Consider the following 16,099-nt stretch of genomic DNA (forward strand, 5'->3'; position numbering starts at 1 on the left):
CTTAAATAATTGCACGGAATTATCGATAATCGCACATAATCACGAATAATTGCACGAAATTTTGAATAATTGCGCGAAATACAGAATATTTGCATATTAAGGTGTTTTCACACCACACCACTCCATATGCACACTCCGATAAAGTTAAGAATCCAACCCCTCAAGAGGCTGGATTCTTTTTTCAGCTTTATTTCCTGGTCAGCTGCACGGGGCAGACCTTCGCGGGACATAAGCAATCTTGCCTTCGTGTAGAAAGAGCCCCTCACTACGACAATTTGCTTGGGCCCGCATGACGCGGGTCAGTTCGACGTTGGAACAGGCCCTACACGATGTAGGGTCGTTCGGTGTTAGCACAGGACGTGCCATTTTTAACCGAACTTCCTTAACTTCAGAGTTTTAAGTCGAACTTCCTCACCTCAGGTCTAAACGCCCCTCTCCGCTTTTCGACTGTCTAGCTGCGGCACTCAGACACTCGAGACATAAGCAGTTCGCCTCCGTCGGGCAAGACCCCCCGACTGCGCCGCTCTGCTTATGCTTGGCCCCACACGACGTGGGGTCGTTCGGCGTTGAAACAGGACGTTTCGGTTTTAGCCGAACTTCCCTTACCGGGGCGCCTCCGCTTTTCTTCTTACATATTACGTCGATACTGTCCGCCTACTTCATACAAAGCATTAGTAATCTGGCCGAGGCTCGCTACTTTTACTGTTTCCATCAATTCAGCAAAAATGTTGCCCCGCCGCTTGCTGTCTCTTGCAAACGTTTGAGAGCTTCAGTTGTTTTTGCTTCATTCGCCTGCTGGAAATTGCGCAACTCGGTAATTTGGTGCTCTTTTTCTTCTTTATCGGCACGAGCAATATCCATTGAGTTGATATCATCTTCTGTCAATGGATTCGGGTTCAAGTAGGTGTTCACACCGATAATCGGTAGTTCACCGGAATGCTTTTTTCCTTCATAATAAAGTGATTCCTCTTGAATTTTCCCACGCTGGTATTGACGTTCCATCGCGCCGAGGACTCCGCCGCGATCGTTCATGCGTTCAAACTCCTGCAAAACAGCTTCCTCAACTAAATCAGTCAGCTCACGAATAATGTAAGCGCCCTGCTGAGAGTTCTCATTTTTCGTTAAGCCAAATTCTTTGCTGATGATCATTTGAATCGCCATCGCCCGCCGTACAGACTCCTCTGTTGGTGTGGTGATCGCTTCATCATAGGAGTTGGTATGCAAGGAGTTGCAGTTATCCTGAATGGCGATTAAGGCTTGCAGTGTTGTGCGAATGTCGTTAAAGTCGATTTCCTGTGCGTGCAGGGAACGACCGGATGTTTGAATATGGTACTTCAACTTCTGACTGCGTTCATTGGCACCATATTTATCTTTCATCACGATCGCCCAGATCCTGCGGGCAACACGGCCGAGTACGGTGTATTCCGGATCAAGACCATTTGAGAAAAAGAACGACAGGTTTGGTGCGAATTTGTTAATGTCCATACCACGGCTTAAATAGTACTCCACGTACGTGAACCCGTTTGCCAATGTAAAAGCAAGCTGGGTAATCGGGTTCGCCCCCGCTTCAGCAATATGGTAACCGGAAATCGATACAGAATAGTAGTTGCGGACTTCATGGTCGATAAAGTACTGCTGAATATCGCCCATCATCCTCAATGCAAATTCTGTTGAGAAGATACATGTATTCTGTCCTTGATCTTCTTTTAAAATATCAGCCTGAACCGTACCACGCACGACATGAATCGTATCTTCTTTAATCTTCAAAGCTTCTTCCGCATTCGGTTCGCGGCCGTTTTTCTCTGTAAACTTACTCAGCTGCTGGTCAACCGCTGTATTAAAAAACATCGCCAGAATAATCGGTGCTGGCCCGTTGATCGTCATCGATACAGACGTTGTCGGGTCAACGAGGTCAAAACCATCATAAAGCTTTTTCATGTCTTCAAGTGTACAAATATTGACTCCGCTCTCGCCGACTTTTCCGTAAATATCTGGGCGCTCATCTGGGTCTTCTCCATACAGCGTTACCGAATCAAAAGCTGTACTTAAGCGCTTAGCATCGTCACCTTCTGATAAGTAGTGGAAGCGGCGGTTCGTTCGTTCTGGTGTGCCTTCACCTGCGAACTGACGCTTCGGATCCTCTCCTTTTCGTTTAAAAGGAAAGACTCCGGCCGTAAACGGGAAAGCTCCGGGTACGTTCTCACGCAGCAGCCAAGTTAATCGGTCACCCCAGTCGCTATAATGCGGCAGAGCCACTTTAGGCACCTTGATTCCAGAGAGACTTTCTGTCGTCAAGTCCATGGTAATTTCTTTATCACGAACTTTAAATGTATAGGTTTCTCCACTGTAGCGCTCGTGAAGATCATCCCAATCCTCAAGTTTTTCTGTTGAGTCACGATCAAGATCACGCTCGTAGTCTTCAATCAGACGCTCGATACTTGCTTTATTTTCACTATCGTCAAGTAAAGCGATCGTCCCTTTAAGCTGGTATAGCTTGCGTGCTTTATCTGCTTGGTTATTCGTGTGCTTATGATAGTCGCGAACAGCTAGTGAAATATCCCGCAAATACTGCTTTTGTTCATTTGGAATGATCACGTTCTGCTTTTCAACCTTCTCAACACGTTCAAATGATGTGTCATCCTGCCAGGCATAATCTTCATTCAATTTATCGATGATGCCCGCAAACAATGTGTTGGTACCCGGATCATTAAATTGGCTGGCGATCGTTCCGTAAACAGGGAACTTCGTCGCATCCTGATGAAAAAGCATATGACTGCGCTCGTATTGTTTACGTACTTGACTAAGCGCATCCTCTGAGCCTTTTTGTTCGAATTTATTAATCACGATAAAATCAGCGAAATCAATCATGTCAATCTTCTCAAGCTGGGAAGGGGCACCGAATTCAGCTGTCATCACATACATCGACAGATCGGTAATGTCGGTGATTGCTGCATCCCCTTGACCAATCCCGCTCGTTTCGACGATGACAAAATCAACCCCCGCTGCCTTGGCGACCTGGATGGCTTCTTGAATTGACTTCGATACCTCAGAGCTGGCATCACGAGTCGCCAATGAACGCATATAGACACGCGGGTTAAAAATCGCGTTCATGCGAATACGGTCACCAAGCAAAGCGCCCCTGTTTTCTTTTTCGTCGGATCGACAGACAGGATAGCAATCTTTTTATCAGGCACCTCATTGATGAAGCGGCGGATCAATTCGTCAGTCAACGAACTTTTTCCTGCCCCGCCTGTGCCGGTAATACCAAGTACCGGGATCGTCTTCTCTGTCGTATCTTCTACGGCAGTTTCGAATGCTGCAACAACTTCACGTTCTTCCTTTGGCGTGTTCTCCACATACGTTATAAAACGAGCCATTGCCTGGTGGCTGCCAGTTTTCAAATCAGCGACTGCTTCTTTTACATTGAGTGGTGGTAGGAAATCGCACTCCTCCATCATTGTATTGATCATGCCTTGCAAGCCAAGGCCGCGGCCGTCTTCCGGTGAAAATACGCGAGCAACACCGTAATCGTGAAGCTCTTTAATCTCGCGTGGAAGGATGACACCACCGCCACCGCCATACACTCGAATATGGCCAGCCCCTTTTTCCCTCAAGAGATCGACCATATATTTGAAATATTCGACATGGCCCCCTTGATAAGATGAGATGGCAATCCCTTGCGCATCCTCTTGAATGGCCGCATTGACGACTTCCTCTACAGAGCGGTTATGTCCGAGGTGGATGACCTCAGCCCCTGTTGCTTGTAAAATTCTGCGCATAATATTAATCGACGCATCGTGGCCGTCAAAAAGACTGGATGATGTCACAAATCTGACAGGATTTTTCGCTTGATAAACGTGCGGTTGTTCCATTCTCTCTCCTCCTTCGCGTTAAGATAAATTCGCTTCCTGAACATTCAGCCCTTGTAGCAGCAAATGTATTTGTCTGTCTGTATAGGTTTGCAGTGTAAACGTGCGCTGGAGCATCCACCGTCTGAATCCCCACATCTGCCCTTGAACAAAAATGTTATTCGCGATCAACGCCGTATCCCCTTCCAGCAGTTGATTAGGAAGACTATTAATGATTACTTTTTCTAACATTGCGACCATATCCCGTTCCTTCTGCAGGACATAGTCTTGAGCATCTTTTGATAGCGATTTCACTTCTTGGTACATGACGACAACTTCATTCTGCATATCGTCCATTAGAGTAAAATACGAGCGAACAGCACAAACGAGGTTATCGATACTCGTTTCATTCTGATCGATCGAATCCTCCATTCGCTCCTTTACCCGTTCATACATCGAATCACAAACGAGAAACAGAACATCTTCTTTTTTTCTAATATATTCGTATAATGTTCCGATGCTGAACCCTGCAGCCTTGGCGATTTCACGGGTGGTTGTTTTATGGAACCCTTTTTCCGTAAAAAGGGTTACCGCGCCCTTAACCATTTGTTCACGCCGTTTCTCGACGAGGGCTTCGTCTTTTATTGAAGAGGGTACTTGGTTTTTCGTCATGTTCAGTCACCCTTCCATTGTTGATACCAGGAGCATGCGAGCCTGTATGGATCCGCTTCAGGATCACTGACTTCACGCAGTTTCCCCTGATCATCCTCCACATGCTCCTTCACATCACGCCAAATTTCTTCACGGATCAACTCATAGACTTCAAGCTGAAGCTGCTGCTGACGCTTTTTTTCTCCTTGATCGGTTTCATATAAATAGGAGCGGTGGCGAGATACGCCCTCCCAAAGTTCTTCCATTCCTTTATTCTCGGTGGAAATCGTTCGAACGATGAGCGGCCGCCAGCCTTTAGGATCGGCGATCATCATGTATTCCTCTAAGGTCGCTTTTAGTTTGACGACACCAGGCAGATCCGCTTTATTAATAATAAAAAGATCGGCAATTTCCATAATGCCAGCCTTGAAGATCTGCAAGACATCGCCACTATTCGGTGTCAGCACCAGACCTGTTGTATCTACGACTTTCATAATGTCGAGTTCTGATTGGCCCACTCCGACCGTCTCTACTAAAATGACATCAAATCCATAGGCATCACATACACGTATCGCATCCTTCGTCGCCCGCGCCAGACCCCCTAAACTTCCGCGCGTTGCCATGCTACGTATGAAAATGCCAGGATCGATAAAATGCTGATTCATGCGCGTGCGATCCCGAGCAACGACCCACCGCTAAACGGACTCGTCGGGTCGACAGCGATGACCGCAACGGTAAGCTCTTGCTTTCTCAAATAAGTGAGCAGACGATTAATCAGTGAGCTCTTTCCAGCCCCTGGAGAGCCCGTAATTCCTATATAATGGGCGCTTTTTTTAATCGAAAAAATGTCACTCATCAAGGCGAGTTTATCCGGATGGTCACTTTCAACGAGCGTAATCGCCCGTGCCAGCGCCCGCATATCCTGTTCTTTGATCCGTTCAGCTAGAGAGTGCATTGCCATTGGCCTTCCTTTCTCTTACTGTGTTACCATACGCCCGATGACGAGGCGCTGTATTTCATTTGTACCTTCATAGATTTGTGTGATTTTCGCGTCACGCATATAGCGTTCAACTGGATAATCCTTCGTGTAGCCATAGCCGCCGTGGACCTGGACAGCCTCAACCGTTATTCGCATCGCTGCGTCACCAGCATACAATTTCGCCATCGCGGACGCTTTTGCATACGGCTGGCCTTCTGATTCCAAATAAGCCGCTTGATAAGTTAATAGCCGGGCTGCTTCAATTTCGGTGGCCATATCAGCAATCTTAAAGGAGATCCCTTGATGCTTAGCGATCGGCTTGCCAAACTGTTCACGTTCTTTTGCATAATTAACCGATTCATCCAGTGCTCCTTGAGCGATACCAAGTGCTTGGGCGGCAATTCCGTTACGGCCGCCGTCAAGCGTCATCATTGCGATCTTAAAGCCCTCTCCCTCTTCACCAAGCAAATTCTCTTTAGGAATTCTGCAATTTTCAAAAATCAGTTCTGTTGTTGGAGAGGAACGAATGCCGAGTTTCCTCTCCTTTTTCCCAAAGGTAAAGCCTTCTGTTCCTTTTTCAACGATGAAGGCACTAACTCCTTTGCTGCCAGCATCCTGATCTGTTTTGGCAAAAACGATATAAATATCGCCGACACCGCCATTCGTGATCCATACTTTGTTTCCATTTAACACGTAATGATCGCCATCAAGTTTCGCTTGTGTACGCATCGAGGAGACATCACTGCCTGCTCCTGGCTCTGATAACGCATAGGCTCCTAACTTTTCCCCTGAAGCAAGCTGAGCCAGGTACGTTTTCTTTTGATCTTCATTTCCGAATTTATAAATCGGCCAGCTGCATAGAGAGATATGCGCGGATAATGTTACCCCTGTTGACGCACAAACGCGGGATAGCTCCTCCACTGCAATGACGTAACTGACGAAATCTGATCCAATTCCGCCATACTCTTCCGGCCACGGAATGCCTGTCAAGCCAAGCTCCGCCATTTTGTCAAAAATTTCACGATCAAAGCGTTCTTCCTCATCGCGCTCAGCTGCTGTTGGCTCGACTTCATTTTTTGCGAAATCGCGTACCATTTTTCTAAGCATTTCTTGTTCTTCTGTAAGCTTGAAATTCATCGCTGCTCCCCCTATTCAATCTTTTATTAAATGATTACTGATGACCATTCGCTGGATTTCACTCGTTCCCTCATAAATTTCACAAACCTTCGCGTCACGGAAAAAGCGTTCTACAGCGTAATCTTCCGTATACCCATAGCCCCCATGCACTTGGACAGCCTCAATTGACGTGTTGACTGCTGCTTTTGATGCAAATAGTTTGGCCATCGATGCAGGCTTGCTGCACTTTTCGCCAGCCGTTTGCAGGGATGCTGCTTGATAGACTAATAGTTTTGCAGCTTCAACATCTGTTGCCATATCAGCGAGTTTGAAAGAAATCCCCTGATGCTTTGCGATCGACTTGCCGAATTGCTCTCGCTCTTTTGCATAGGCAACCGCGTGCTCAAGAGCCGCTTCAGCAATACCGAGGGATTGAGCGGCAATCCCAATTCGCCCGACATTTAAGTTCGCTAGGGCAATTTTAAAGCCCTCCCCTTCTTCACCAAGCAACTGGGAAGTCGGAATCTGGCACTGATCAAAATTAAGTGATACCGTACTTGACCCGTGCAGCCCCATTTTCTTTTCCGCTTTGCCTATAGAAAAACCTGGCGTGTCACGTTCTACTATAAAGGCACTGACTCCATTCCCACGCTGTTCATCACGGTTTGTTCGTGCGAAAACGATAAATGTATCCGCCTCGCCGCCATTTGTAATGAACACTTTGGAACCATTTAAAATGTAATGATCGCCTGTTTTCTCAGCACGTGTCTTTAAACTGCCGGCATCCGATCCAGCGCTTGGCTCTGTTAACGCAAACGCTCCTAAGTATTCACCCGAAGCAAGTTTAGGAAGATACTTTTGCTTCTGTTCTTCTGTGCCAAAATAAAGAATAGGGTTGGTGCCTACCGACGTATGCACGGATAATATAACTCCTAGGGTCGCACTGACTTTAGAGATCTCATGAATGGCAATAATATAAGACGTGTAATCCATCTCAGAACCGCCATACTTCTCAGAGATAGGGATACCCATTAAGCCGAGCTCCCCCATTCTCTTTATCAATTCAACAGGAAAACGATCCTCTTCTTCCATACGTTCAACCGCCGGGGCGACTTCCTTCTCAGCAAAATCCTGCACCATTTTCCTCATCATTTGCTGTTCATCTGTAAACTGCAGGTTCATGCTCACTCTCTCCCTCATCTGTTATTCGTAGCTGTAAAATCCTCGACCTGACTTTTTACCGAGCCAGCCCGCTTTCACATACTGTCTAAGCAGTGGACATGGACGGTACTTACTGTCGCCAAAGCCGTCGTGAAGAACCTCCATAATGTACAGACATGTATCAAGACCAATGAAATCAGCAAGGGTCAGCGGTCCCATCGGGTGATTCATGCCGAGCTTCATGACCGTGTCGACGTCTTCCACGGAAGCGACGCCTTCATGAACCGCGAAAATCGCTTCATTGATCATCGGCATCAAAATCCGGTTGGCAGCAAAGCCAGGAAGGTCATTGACTTCAACAGGTGCCTTGTTCAGCTTCTTCGTCATTTCCTCAATCACTTGATATGTTTCGTCACTTGTTTGAATGGCACGAATGATTTCCACAAGCTTCATGACTGGTACAGGATTCATGAAATGCATACCGATGACCTGGGATGGGCGCTTCGTAACCGCGGCAATTTCGGTAATCGGCAAGGATGACGTATTGGACGCCAAGATTGCATGGGGTGGCGTAATCTCATCAAGGCTTTGGAACACCTTCGTTTTCACATCCATATTTTCTACAACGGCTTCAATCACGAGATCACAGTCGGATGCATCGTTCAAATCGGTCGTTCCTGAGAGTAACTCATTTGCCTTTGCTTGCTCATCCGTAGTTAATTTATCTTTATCTACTGCGCTCTGCAGGCGTTTTTCGATACCTGCGATCCCTTTGTTTAGTGCTTCCGCGTTCATATCATTTAATTTCACTTTCAGGCCTGACTGAGCGAATACTTGAGCAATTCCTGCCCCCATCTGTCCCGCACCAATGACCATGACTTGATTAATTGACATGTTGAACTCCCCCTTACTGTTTCGGTACTTCGATCAATACGGCATCCCCTTGACCGCCGCCAGAGCAAATCGCTGCAATTCCAAGACCGCCTCCACGACGCTTCAGTTCATGGGCTAATGTAAGTAAAATACGGGCACCACTGGCACCGATCGGGTGACCAAGAGCTACAGCCCCACCGTTGACGTTGACTTTTTCTGGATCAATACCAGCAATTTTCCCGCTTGCTAGCGACACCGTTGCAAAAGCTTCATTAACTTCGAAAAGATCAATATCGTCTATAGACTTACCTGCTTTTTTAAGTAATTTATTAATAACCAATCCAGGCGTTTCCGGGAAATCATGTGCTTCTACAGCTACTTCATCATGGGCAAGAATGGTAGCCAACGTTTCAGCGCCTACTTCTTTTGCTTTTTCATCGGACATAAGCAGCATCGCACAAGCTCCATCATTCACACCCGGAGCATTTCCGGCCGTAATCGTTCCATCTTTATCAAAAGCAGGACGCAGCCTCGCCAATTTTTCGGTAGTCGTTCCTTTTCTTGGCGCTTCATCTGTGTCAACCACGACCGGATCCCCTTTGCGCTGCGGAATCTCCACTGAGACAATCTCCTCAGCCAATTTTCCATCGTCCATCGCTTGCAAAGCACGATCATGACTGCGAGCCGCCCACTCATCCTGCGCCTCACGCGTCAATTCAAATTTATTTGCCGTCCGATTCCCGTAGCTACCCATATGAACATTTTCAAACGAGCACGTAAGCCCGTCATGCACCATCATATCCTTAACATCAGCATCGCCCATGCGCATGCCAAAGCGGGCTTTTGGCATAAAGTAAGGTGCATTGCTCATGCTTTCCATTCCACCGGCAACGATGATATCTTCCTCACCTAAACGGATGAACTGATCAGCCATCGTTACACTACGCATGCCAGATGCACAGACTTTGTTGACGGTTTCCGTCTTCACATCCCAAGGGATACCCGCTTCACGTGAAGCCTGGCGGGAAGGCAGTTGTCCTTGCCCCCCTTGTAAAACCGTACCCATGATGACTTCTTTAACATCTTCCGCTTTCACGTTCGATCTTTCTAAAGCCGCTTTGATGGCGATTCCGCCTAATTGCGCTGCTGTTAAAGGCGCAAGGCCTCCTCCGAATTTCCCAAAAGGTGTACGTGCCCCTGCAACGATTACTGTTTTTGTCATAATAAATTTCCTCCCTTATTTGTTAACGCTTACAATAATGGCGATTGAACGCTCGCTCAATTTGCCCTCATAAGGAAAGTGTACATAATTTACTGTACACTTTCCACAATTTTCTCATTAAAATTTGGTTTCACGGCCAGCATTCGATTTTAGCGGCTAAGTTAGAAACCTTCTAGGTTAAGAACCGTCATTTTCCTAGGCCGACTTCTCGATCTTCTCCGGGAAAATGGACTTCGCTAGAATCTCTGCAATATCCATTGTGCTGACCTTCTCTTCCACTTCCTTCGCCTTCGTTCCATCTGAAAGCATCGTTAAGCAGAATGGACAGCCACTTGAAATCATTGTTGGTTCTACTTCTAGAGCCTGTTCTGTACGGGCAACATTCATGCGGTTTCCGGACTTCTCTTCCATCCACATCATTCCGCCGCCGGCCCCACAGCACATGCCGTTAGAGCGATTACGATTCATTTCAACGACTTTCACGCCTGGAATCATTTCAAGAACATCGCGTGGCGGCTGATACACTTCGTTGTAGCGTCCCAAGTAGCAGCTGTCGTGATACGTAATCGTTTCGTTCACTTCAACGTCAGGATTCAATCGGCCGTCCTGCAGCCATTCAGCCAGCATTTCCGTATGGTGGAAGACTTCTGCTTCATAGCCAAAATCAGGGTATTCATTCTTGAAAATGTTATACGCGTGCGGGTCAATCGTGATGATCTTTTTAACGTCATGCTTCTCAAATTCTTTAATGTTTTTCTCTGCAAGCTCCTGGAATAAAAATTCATTCCCCATACGGCGAGCCGTATCGCCAGAATTCTGCTCCTTGTTACCGAGAATCGCGAACTTGATGCCAGCCTCATTCATAAGCTTGGCAAAAGCCATAGCAATCTTTTGACTACGATTGTCGTAAGACCCCATAGAGCTTACCCAGAACAGATATTCAAATTCTTCGCCAGATTTCTTAAGTTCTTTGACAGTCGGAATCGATACATCTTCTTCTGTATCTCTCCAGTTAGCCCGTTCTTTCTTGGACAATCCCCAAGGGTTACCCTGACGTTCGATGTTCATCATCGCACGCTGGCCGTCCTGATCCATTTTCCCTTCTGTTAAAACAAGATACCGGCGCAGGTCAATGATTTTATCGACGTGTTCGTTCATAACTGGGCAGGCATCTTCACAGTTACGACAAGTTGTACAAGCCCACAGTTCTTCTTCTGTAATCACGTCACCAATCAAACTTTTGCCGTTCACGTCTTCTGCTGTAGCGGCCGCTTCGTTTCCACCTTGGGACTCAGCCATTTTTGCTAACGTATTGCCTTCTGTTCCGGAAAATGCATAGGAAGGAACCCATGGAGCCTTTCCAGTAACTGCTGCCCCTGTCTCCGTTAAGTGGTCGCGGATCTTAACAAGCAAATCCATCGGTGACAGCATCTTCCCTGAACCTGAAGCTGGACACACATTTGTACAACGACCACACTCAACACAAGCGTAGAAGTCAATCATTTGCAGCTGATTGAAATCCTCTACTTTTCCGACACCAAAGGAAACGTCTTCTTCATCCGCATCCTCGTCCATTTCAAAGTCAATTTTCTTAAGTTTGCCGGGAGGATCCTCACGGCTTAAGAACACATTGACTGGTGCTGCGAGTAAATGTGCATGCTTCGATTGCGGGACGTACACAAGAAACGTGAGCAAGACTAATAAATGAATCCACCACATAACGAAAAACACAGTGGCTGCAGCTGCAGGCGGCATCCATCCGAAAGCGTTTGCAATAATTGTCGCAATTGGTTCTGTCCACGCGCCTTCATGACCGTGCCAAATTAACCCCATTCCGTTCCCAATAAGTACGGAGACCATTAATAATCCGATAAAGAGCAGGACCATTCCTGCTTTAAAACCGCGTTTTAAGCGAACGAGCTTCTCAATATAACGACGGTAAAACGCCCATATGACAGCGACGAGAATGGTTAACGTCACAAGCTCTTGGAAAAAGGTAAACCCAGGATAGAGTGGACCTAGCGGTAAATGTGAATCTGGTGCTAGTCCCTTCCAAATGAAATCGATCGCTCCAAACTGAACAAGGATAAAGCCATAAAACATCATGACATGAATGGCTCCCGATTTCTTATCCTTCAATAGCTTCTTTTGTCCAAACACGTAAATCCATATTTTCTGAAGACGTCTCTTTATCTGACCATCAAACTCGACTTTTTTCCCCATTTGAATATAGGCAACGCGTGTACGAACAACTCGTACAAACAAATATAAGCCATATACCGTCACCCCCAGGAATAAAATCCAATTTGCCAGTAACAAAGGATTCATCTGTTCTCCCCCTCTACGTTGATTACACAAATTTCCGAATCACACCCCCATTGCCATTCGAAAACCTGTAAATTTTCTGAATCTTATATATTAACTATAATTATGAATGAGCATTCAGTCAATACATTTTACATATTTCCTGTTCAAATCATCAATATTAGGGAAAGCTACCTAAATGGAAAGGAGACACCAATAAATGATTGCTACTATCTTAATTTGTATCGTCATCCTACTATTGCTGATCATTTTAGATTTTAAATTAGGAAGGAAAAGTCACAAGAACAACGCCCGCACTCTTCCTTTTACCGAAACGACCGGAGATTACCGGTTATATAAAAATGGTGCACCTTTTTTTGAGGATCTTTTTCAGGAGATATCAGAAGCACAAGTGCAAGTAGATATATTCTTCTATTTAATTAGCAGCGATCAAGCAGGCCGTGATTTTCTACAGGTATTGAAAAATAAAGCACGGGAAGGAGTACCCGTCCGTTTACTTACGGATCGGTTGGGTGGCTACCAGATGTCCAAGTCGATTCGCAACGACTTGAAAAGTGCTGGGGTGCAATTTTACTTCTCCGCCGTGCCTGGTTTCCCGTACTTCTTCTATAAATTAAATCGTCGAAACCACCGAAAGACCACGGTCATTGATGGAAAAATCGCTTATGCTGGCGGCTTTAACATCGGCCGCAACTATTTAGGAGAGAACCCAAAATTTGGCGATTGGCGTGATTATCACCTGCGCTTAACTGGCCCTGTGGTGACAGAACTTCATGACGTTTTCCTTGATGATTGGTATGGGGCATCAGGCGAAAAACATAATCCCATCATCAATCATGATGAAGGGAAACATTCGCTTAAGATCGTACCGACAGATGGTATGAAACTTGAAGGTGAATTTTTGAAAGTGATTGAATCTGCTAAACGTGAAATCCTAATCGGCACTCCATACTTCATTCCGACAAAGAAATTAATGGATGCCTTTAAGCATGCGCTTGAGCGCGGAGTCACACTTCAAATCATGGTCCCACTTAAGGCAGATCATCCTTTTGTAAAAGAAGCCGCCATTCCCTATTTAGAACAATTGTATCGTTTAGGGACACAAATCTGCTTATACGATGCTGGCTTCTATCATTCAAAGGTAATGATCATTGACCAGAGTATAGCCGATATCGGAACAGCCAACTTCGACCAGCGCAGCTTTTTTTTAAACAAAGAAGTAAATACGTTTGTCTATGATGAGGCTTTTATAAGTGATTTACGACAGTCTTATATGGACGACGCTCGAAATGCCATCCCCTTTGATGAAGAATGGCTGGCTCAGCGCTCCCTCGCAACAAAAATTAACGTTCAAATAGCCAAACTGCTACGGCCGATTCTCTAATCACTTAAAAATCGTCAACACCATCGGCCCCACCCAAGCAACGAACCTAAACCCTAAATAAATGCCAACGATTCCCGCGACTCCAGCCAACGCTGGAGGAGCCGGGATCGGCAATTTAAACCCAGCAAAAATAATTCCTACGATAAATCCTGTAAGTAACGCTAGAAAGACTTCCTTCATTTTTCACTCCTCCTCTTGGTCTTATTACTATCTTTCTCCGTTCGTGAAGAGCTATCCTTTCCACTCGTGAGATTCTGCCCAAATACCATGCGATTCTGTCCAAATATGTAATAGGATTCTAACCAAAATCAACAGGATTCTGCCCAAACCCGTTCGATCGCGAATTCAAAGAACCTTTTCTTTAGGAAAATAAAAAAGAATGCCCCGCCAAAACAGCAAGGACACTCTTTGATTATGATATGCAGCTACATTTGTTCTGGTGCAGAAACGCCGATCAAGCGTAGTGCATTCTGTAAGGTGGTACGGACGGCCTTCATGAGCGCAATTCTAGCAGCCGTACGTTCAGGGTGTGCTTCGTCAAGCACTTTTTCTGCATTGTAGAAGCTATGCAAGTTCGATGCTAAATCAAAAGCATACTGCGTTACGCGGTGTGGTGTGCGTTTTTCGGCGGCATCGGCAACGATTTGTGGAAATTCACCGAGACGCTTCAGAAGATCTTCTTCCTTTTCCGATGTTAAGAAGCTGCCATTGAATTCACCACCAGCAAGTCCCCTTTCTTCAGCCTGGCGTAACATCGTGCAAATGCGCGCATGGGCATATTGAACGTAATAAACCGGGTTCTCATTGGATTCCGAACGGGCGAGATCCATGTCGAAGTCAAGATGGGAATCACTGGAGCGCATGGAGAAGAAATAGCGCATTGCGTCAATTCCGACCTCTTCCATCAGCTCTCTTAGTGTAACGGCTTTGCCTGTCCGCTTACTCATTTTCACTTTTTCGCCGTCCTGGAACAGGTTGACCATTTGAATGATTTCCACTTCCAGCGTATCTTTTTGATAGCCAAGGGCTTGAATCGCTGCTTTCATCCGTGGAATGTAGCCGTGGTGGTCCGCTCCCCAAATGTTAATCAGTGTATCGAAGCCGCGGTCAAGCTTATTTTTATGGTAAGCGATGTCTGGGGTTAAATACGTGTATGTGCCATCATTTTTAATGAGAACACGGTCCTTATCATCATCGAAAGCTGTCGTCTGAAACCATGTAGCATCATCTTTTTCATACACATAATTCTTCTCTTTCAGCACATTTAATGCGTTGTCAATTTTGTCACCCTCATAGAGGGATGTCTCTGAGAACCATTCGTCAAAAGGAACACGGAACTCTTCTAAGTCTGTTTTAATTTTGTTCAATTCGTAAGTCAGACCGTATTTACGGAAAAAAGCCAGACGTTCCTCTTCAGAAACCTCGCCCCATTTCGCACCGTCTTCTTCGGCTAACTTTTTACCGAGCTCAATGATGTCCTTGCCATGATAGCCATCTTCAGGCATGTCCCAATCTTTACCAAGGGCCTGCATGTAGCGTGCCTCAACAGACAAAGCAAGATTGGCCATTTGGTTTCCAGCGTCATTAATGTAGTATTCACGGGAGACTTGGTAACCAGCTGCATCAAGGACATTGCTCAACGAATCACCAACAGCGGCTCCACGTGCATGGCCTAGATGCAACGTACCAGTTGGGTTCGCCGAAACGAACTCAATTTGGATTTTATGGCCTTGTCCGTTGTCCGTTTGGCCGTAATTTCCGCCAGCCTCAAGGATGGCTGGGACAAGGTTGGTTAAGTATTGATTGTCCATATAAAAATTAATAAACCCTGGTCCGGCGATTTCAATTTTTTCAATCGATGCTTTCGAACGATCAAACTGTTCGACAAGCTCTGCTGCGATCTGACGCGGGTTCTTCTTCGCAACACGAGCCAGCTGCATCGCCATATTGGTCGCATAATCCCCGTTTGATTTATCCTTTGGCTGCTCAAGAACGATGGCAGGCATTTCTTCGTCTGTGGCCAGACCTGCCTGCTTCACAGCTCGAACAATTTCATTCTTCAGCTTCTGTTCCGTCTGTTCAACAATGTTCATGATTCCCTTTCCTCCTCAAAAATCAGCGTCAATCGATGACGTTGCGTGACATCATCGTTTAACGTCATTTGATAACTAATAAACAGACGGCCTTGAGAAGCTTCTGTCAGCGACCGATACTCAATTTGGTCTGTCCATGTCCTCATATGAAAATCACCATAGGTATGGCGATAAATATTTTCCGTCTCTCTTTTTCTTTGAAAAACTTGCCGCATATCTACAGCACCTGTTCGTTTAATACTAATATGATCCGGCTTAATTGTCACCATTGTATTTACAGGCTCCCCCTCTTCAGGATGCTCTGTAAACGTGAGAACCTCCGTTTCATCGCGCGTATAAAATTTCCCAGGCTCAGACAGCGTCATCTCTTCTTTACGATCCACATCTCTGATTTCCGTTATGAGCTTAAGCTTCACGTCTGTCATTTCATTACTCCTCCATCCATCA

The 16,099-nt window shown here is 45.9% G+C and carries 10 protein-coding genes and 2 pseudogenes; 1 reads left to right on the forward strand and 11 read right to left on the reverse strand.

Features of this window, described 5'->3' with window-relative positions; all coding sequences use genetic code 11:
* Nucleotides 1–628 precede the first annotated feature (628 nt).
* From icmF to MUO14_RS08705, 8 genes and pseudogenes are all read right to left on the reverse strand, one after another.
* A pseudogene (icmF, locus tag MUO14_RS08670) lies at nucleotides 629–3,872 on the reverse strand (fused isobutyryl-CoA mutase/GTPase IcmF).
* 18 nt (nucleotides 3,873–3,890) lie between these two features.
* The gene (locus MUO14_RS08675; protein ID WP_244754838.1) at nucleotides 3,891–4,520 is read right to left on the reverse strand and encodes a TetR/AcrR family transcriptional regulator; all 630 of its coding nucleotides are present in this window, start codon (nucleotides 4,518–4,520) and stop codon (nucleotides 3,891–3,893) included.
* Nucleotides 4,521–4,522: 2 nt separating this feature from the next.
* Nucleotides 4,523–5,454 (reverse strand): annotated as a pseudogene (gene meaB / locus MUO14_RS08680) (methylmalonyl Co-A mutase-associated GTPase MeaB).
* Nucleotides 5,455–5,475: 21 nt separating this feature from the next.
* Nucleotides 5,476–6,615: an acyl-CoA dehydrogenase gene (locus MUO14_RS08685; protein WP_244754839.1), complete on the reverse strand. Its 1,140-nt coding sequence runs from the start codon at nucleotides 6,613–6,615 to the stop codon at nucleotides 5,476–5,478.
* A gap of 15 nt (nucleotides 6,616–6,630) precedes the next feature.
* Entirely contained in the window at nucleotides 6,631–7,776 is a 1,146-nt protein-coding gene (locus tag MUO14_RS08690; protein ID WP_244754840.1) for an acyl-CoA dehydrogenase, read from the reverse strand.
* A gap of 21 nt (nucleotides 7,777–7,797) precedes the next feature.
* Complete coding sequence (locus tag MUO14_RS08695; RefSeq protein WP_244754841.1) at nucleotides 7,798–8,649, reverse strand: 3-hydroxybutyryl-CoA dehydrogenase; 852 nt, start codon at nucleotides 8,647–8,649, stop codon at nucleotides 7,798–7,800.
* Nucleotides 8,650–8,662: 13 nt separating this feature from the next.
* Nucleotides 8,663–9,850: an acetyl-CoA C-acetyltransferase gene (locus tag MUO14_RS08700; protein WP_244754842.1), complete on the reverse strand. Its 1,188-nt coding sequence runs from the start codon at nucleotides 9,848–9,850 to the stop codon at nucleotides 8,663–8,665.
* A 195-nt stretch (nucleotides 9,851–10,045) separates the two neighbouring features.
* Nucleotides 10,046–12,178, reverse strand: a complete 2,133-nt coding sequence (locus MUO14_RS08705; RefSeq protein WP_244754843.1) for a heterodisulfide reductase-related iron-sulfur binding cluster — start codon at nucleotides 12,176–12,178, stop codon at nucleotides 10,046–10,048.
* 196 nt (nucleotides 12,179–12,374) lie between these two features.
* Between MUO14_RS08705 and cls the strand changes: the two genes are divergently transcribed.
* On the forward strand, nucleotides 12,375–13,559 hold the full coding sequence (gene cls / locus MUO14_RS08710) for a cardiolipin synthase (RefSeq protein WP_244754844.1): 1,185 nt from the start codon (nucleotides 12,375–12,377) through the stop codon (nucleotides 13,557–13,559).
* Here cls and MUO14_RS08715 read toward each other — a convergent pair whose 3' ends face one another.
* From MUO14_RS08715 to MUO14_RS08725, 3 genes are all read right to left on the reverse strand, one after another.
* Complete coding sequence (locus MUO14_RS08715; RefSeq protein ID WP_244754845.1) at nucleotides 13,560–13,739, reverse strand: XapX domain-containing protein; 180 nt, start codon at nucleotides 13,737–13,739, stop codon at nucleotides 13,560–13,562.
* A 245-nt stretch (nucleotides 13,740–13,984) separates the two neighbouring features.
* The gene (gene argS / locus MUO14_RS08720; RefSeq protein ID WP_244754846.1) at nucleotides 13,985–15,652 is read right to left on the reverse strand and encodes an arginine--tRNA ligase; all 1,668 of its coding nucleotides are present in this window, start codon (nucleotides 15,650–15,652) and stop codon (nucleotides 13,985–13,987) included.
* Complete coding sequence (locus tag MUO14_RS08725) at nucleotides 15,649–16,077, reverse strand: YwiB family protein (RefSeq protein ID WP_244754847.1); 429 nt, start codon at nucleotides 16,075–16,077, stop codon at nucleotides 15,649–15,651. The genes argS and MUO14_RS08725 overlap by 4 nt, the downstream gene beginning before the upstream one ends.
* Between the last annotated feature and the right edge of the window lie 22 nt (nucleotides 16,078–16,099).

This window comes from Halobacillus shinanisalinarum (assembly GCF_022919835.1).
GTDB classification, from domain to species: Bacteria; Bacillota; Bacilli; order Bacillales; family Halobacillaceae; genus Halobacillus_A; species Halobacillus_A shinanisalinarum.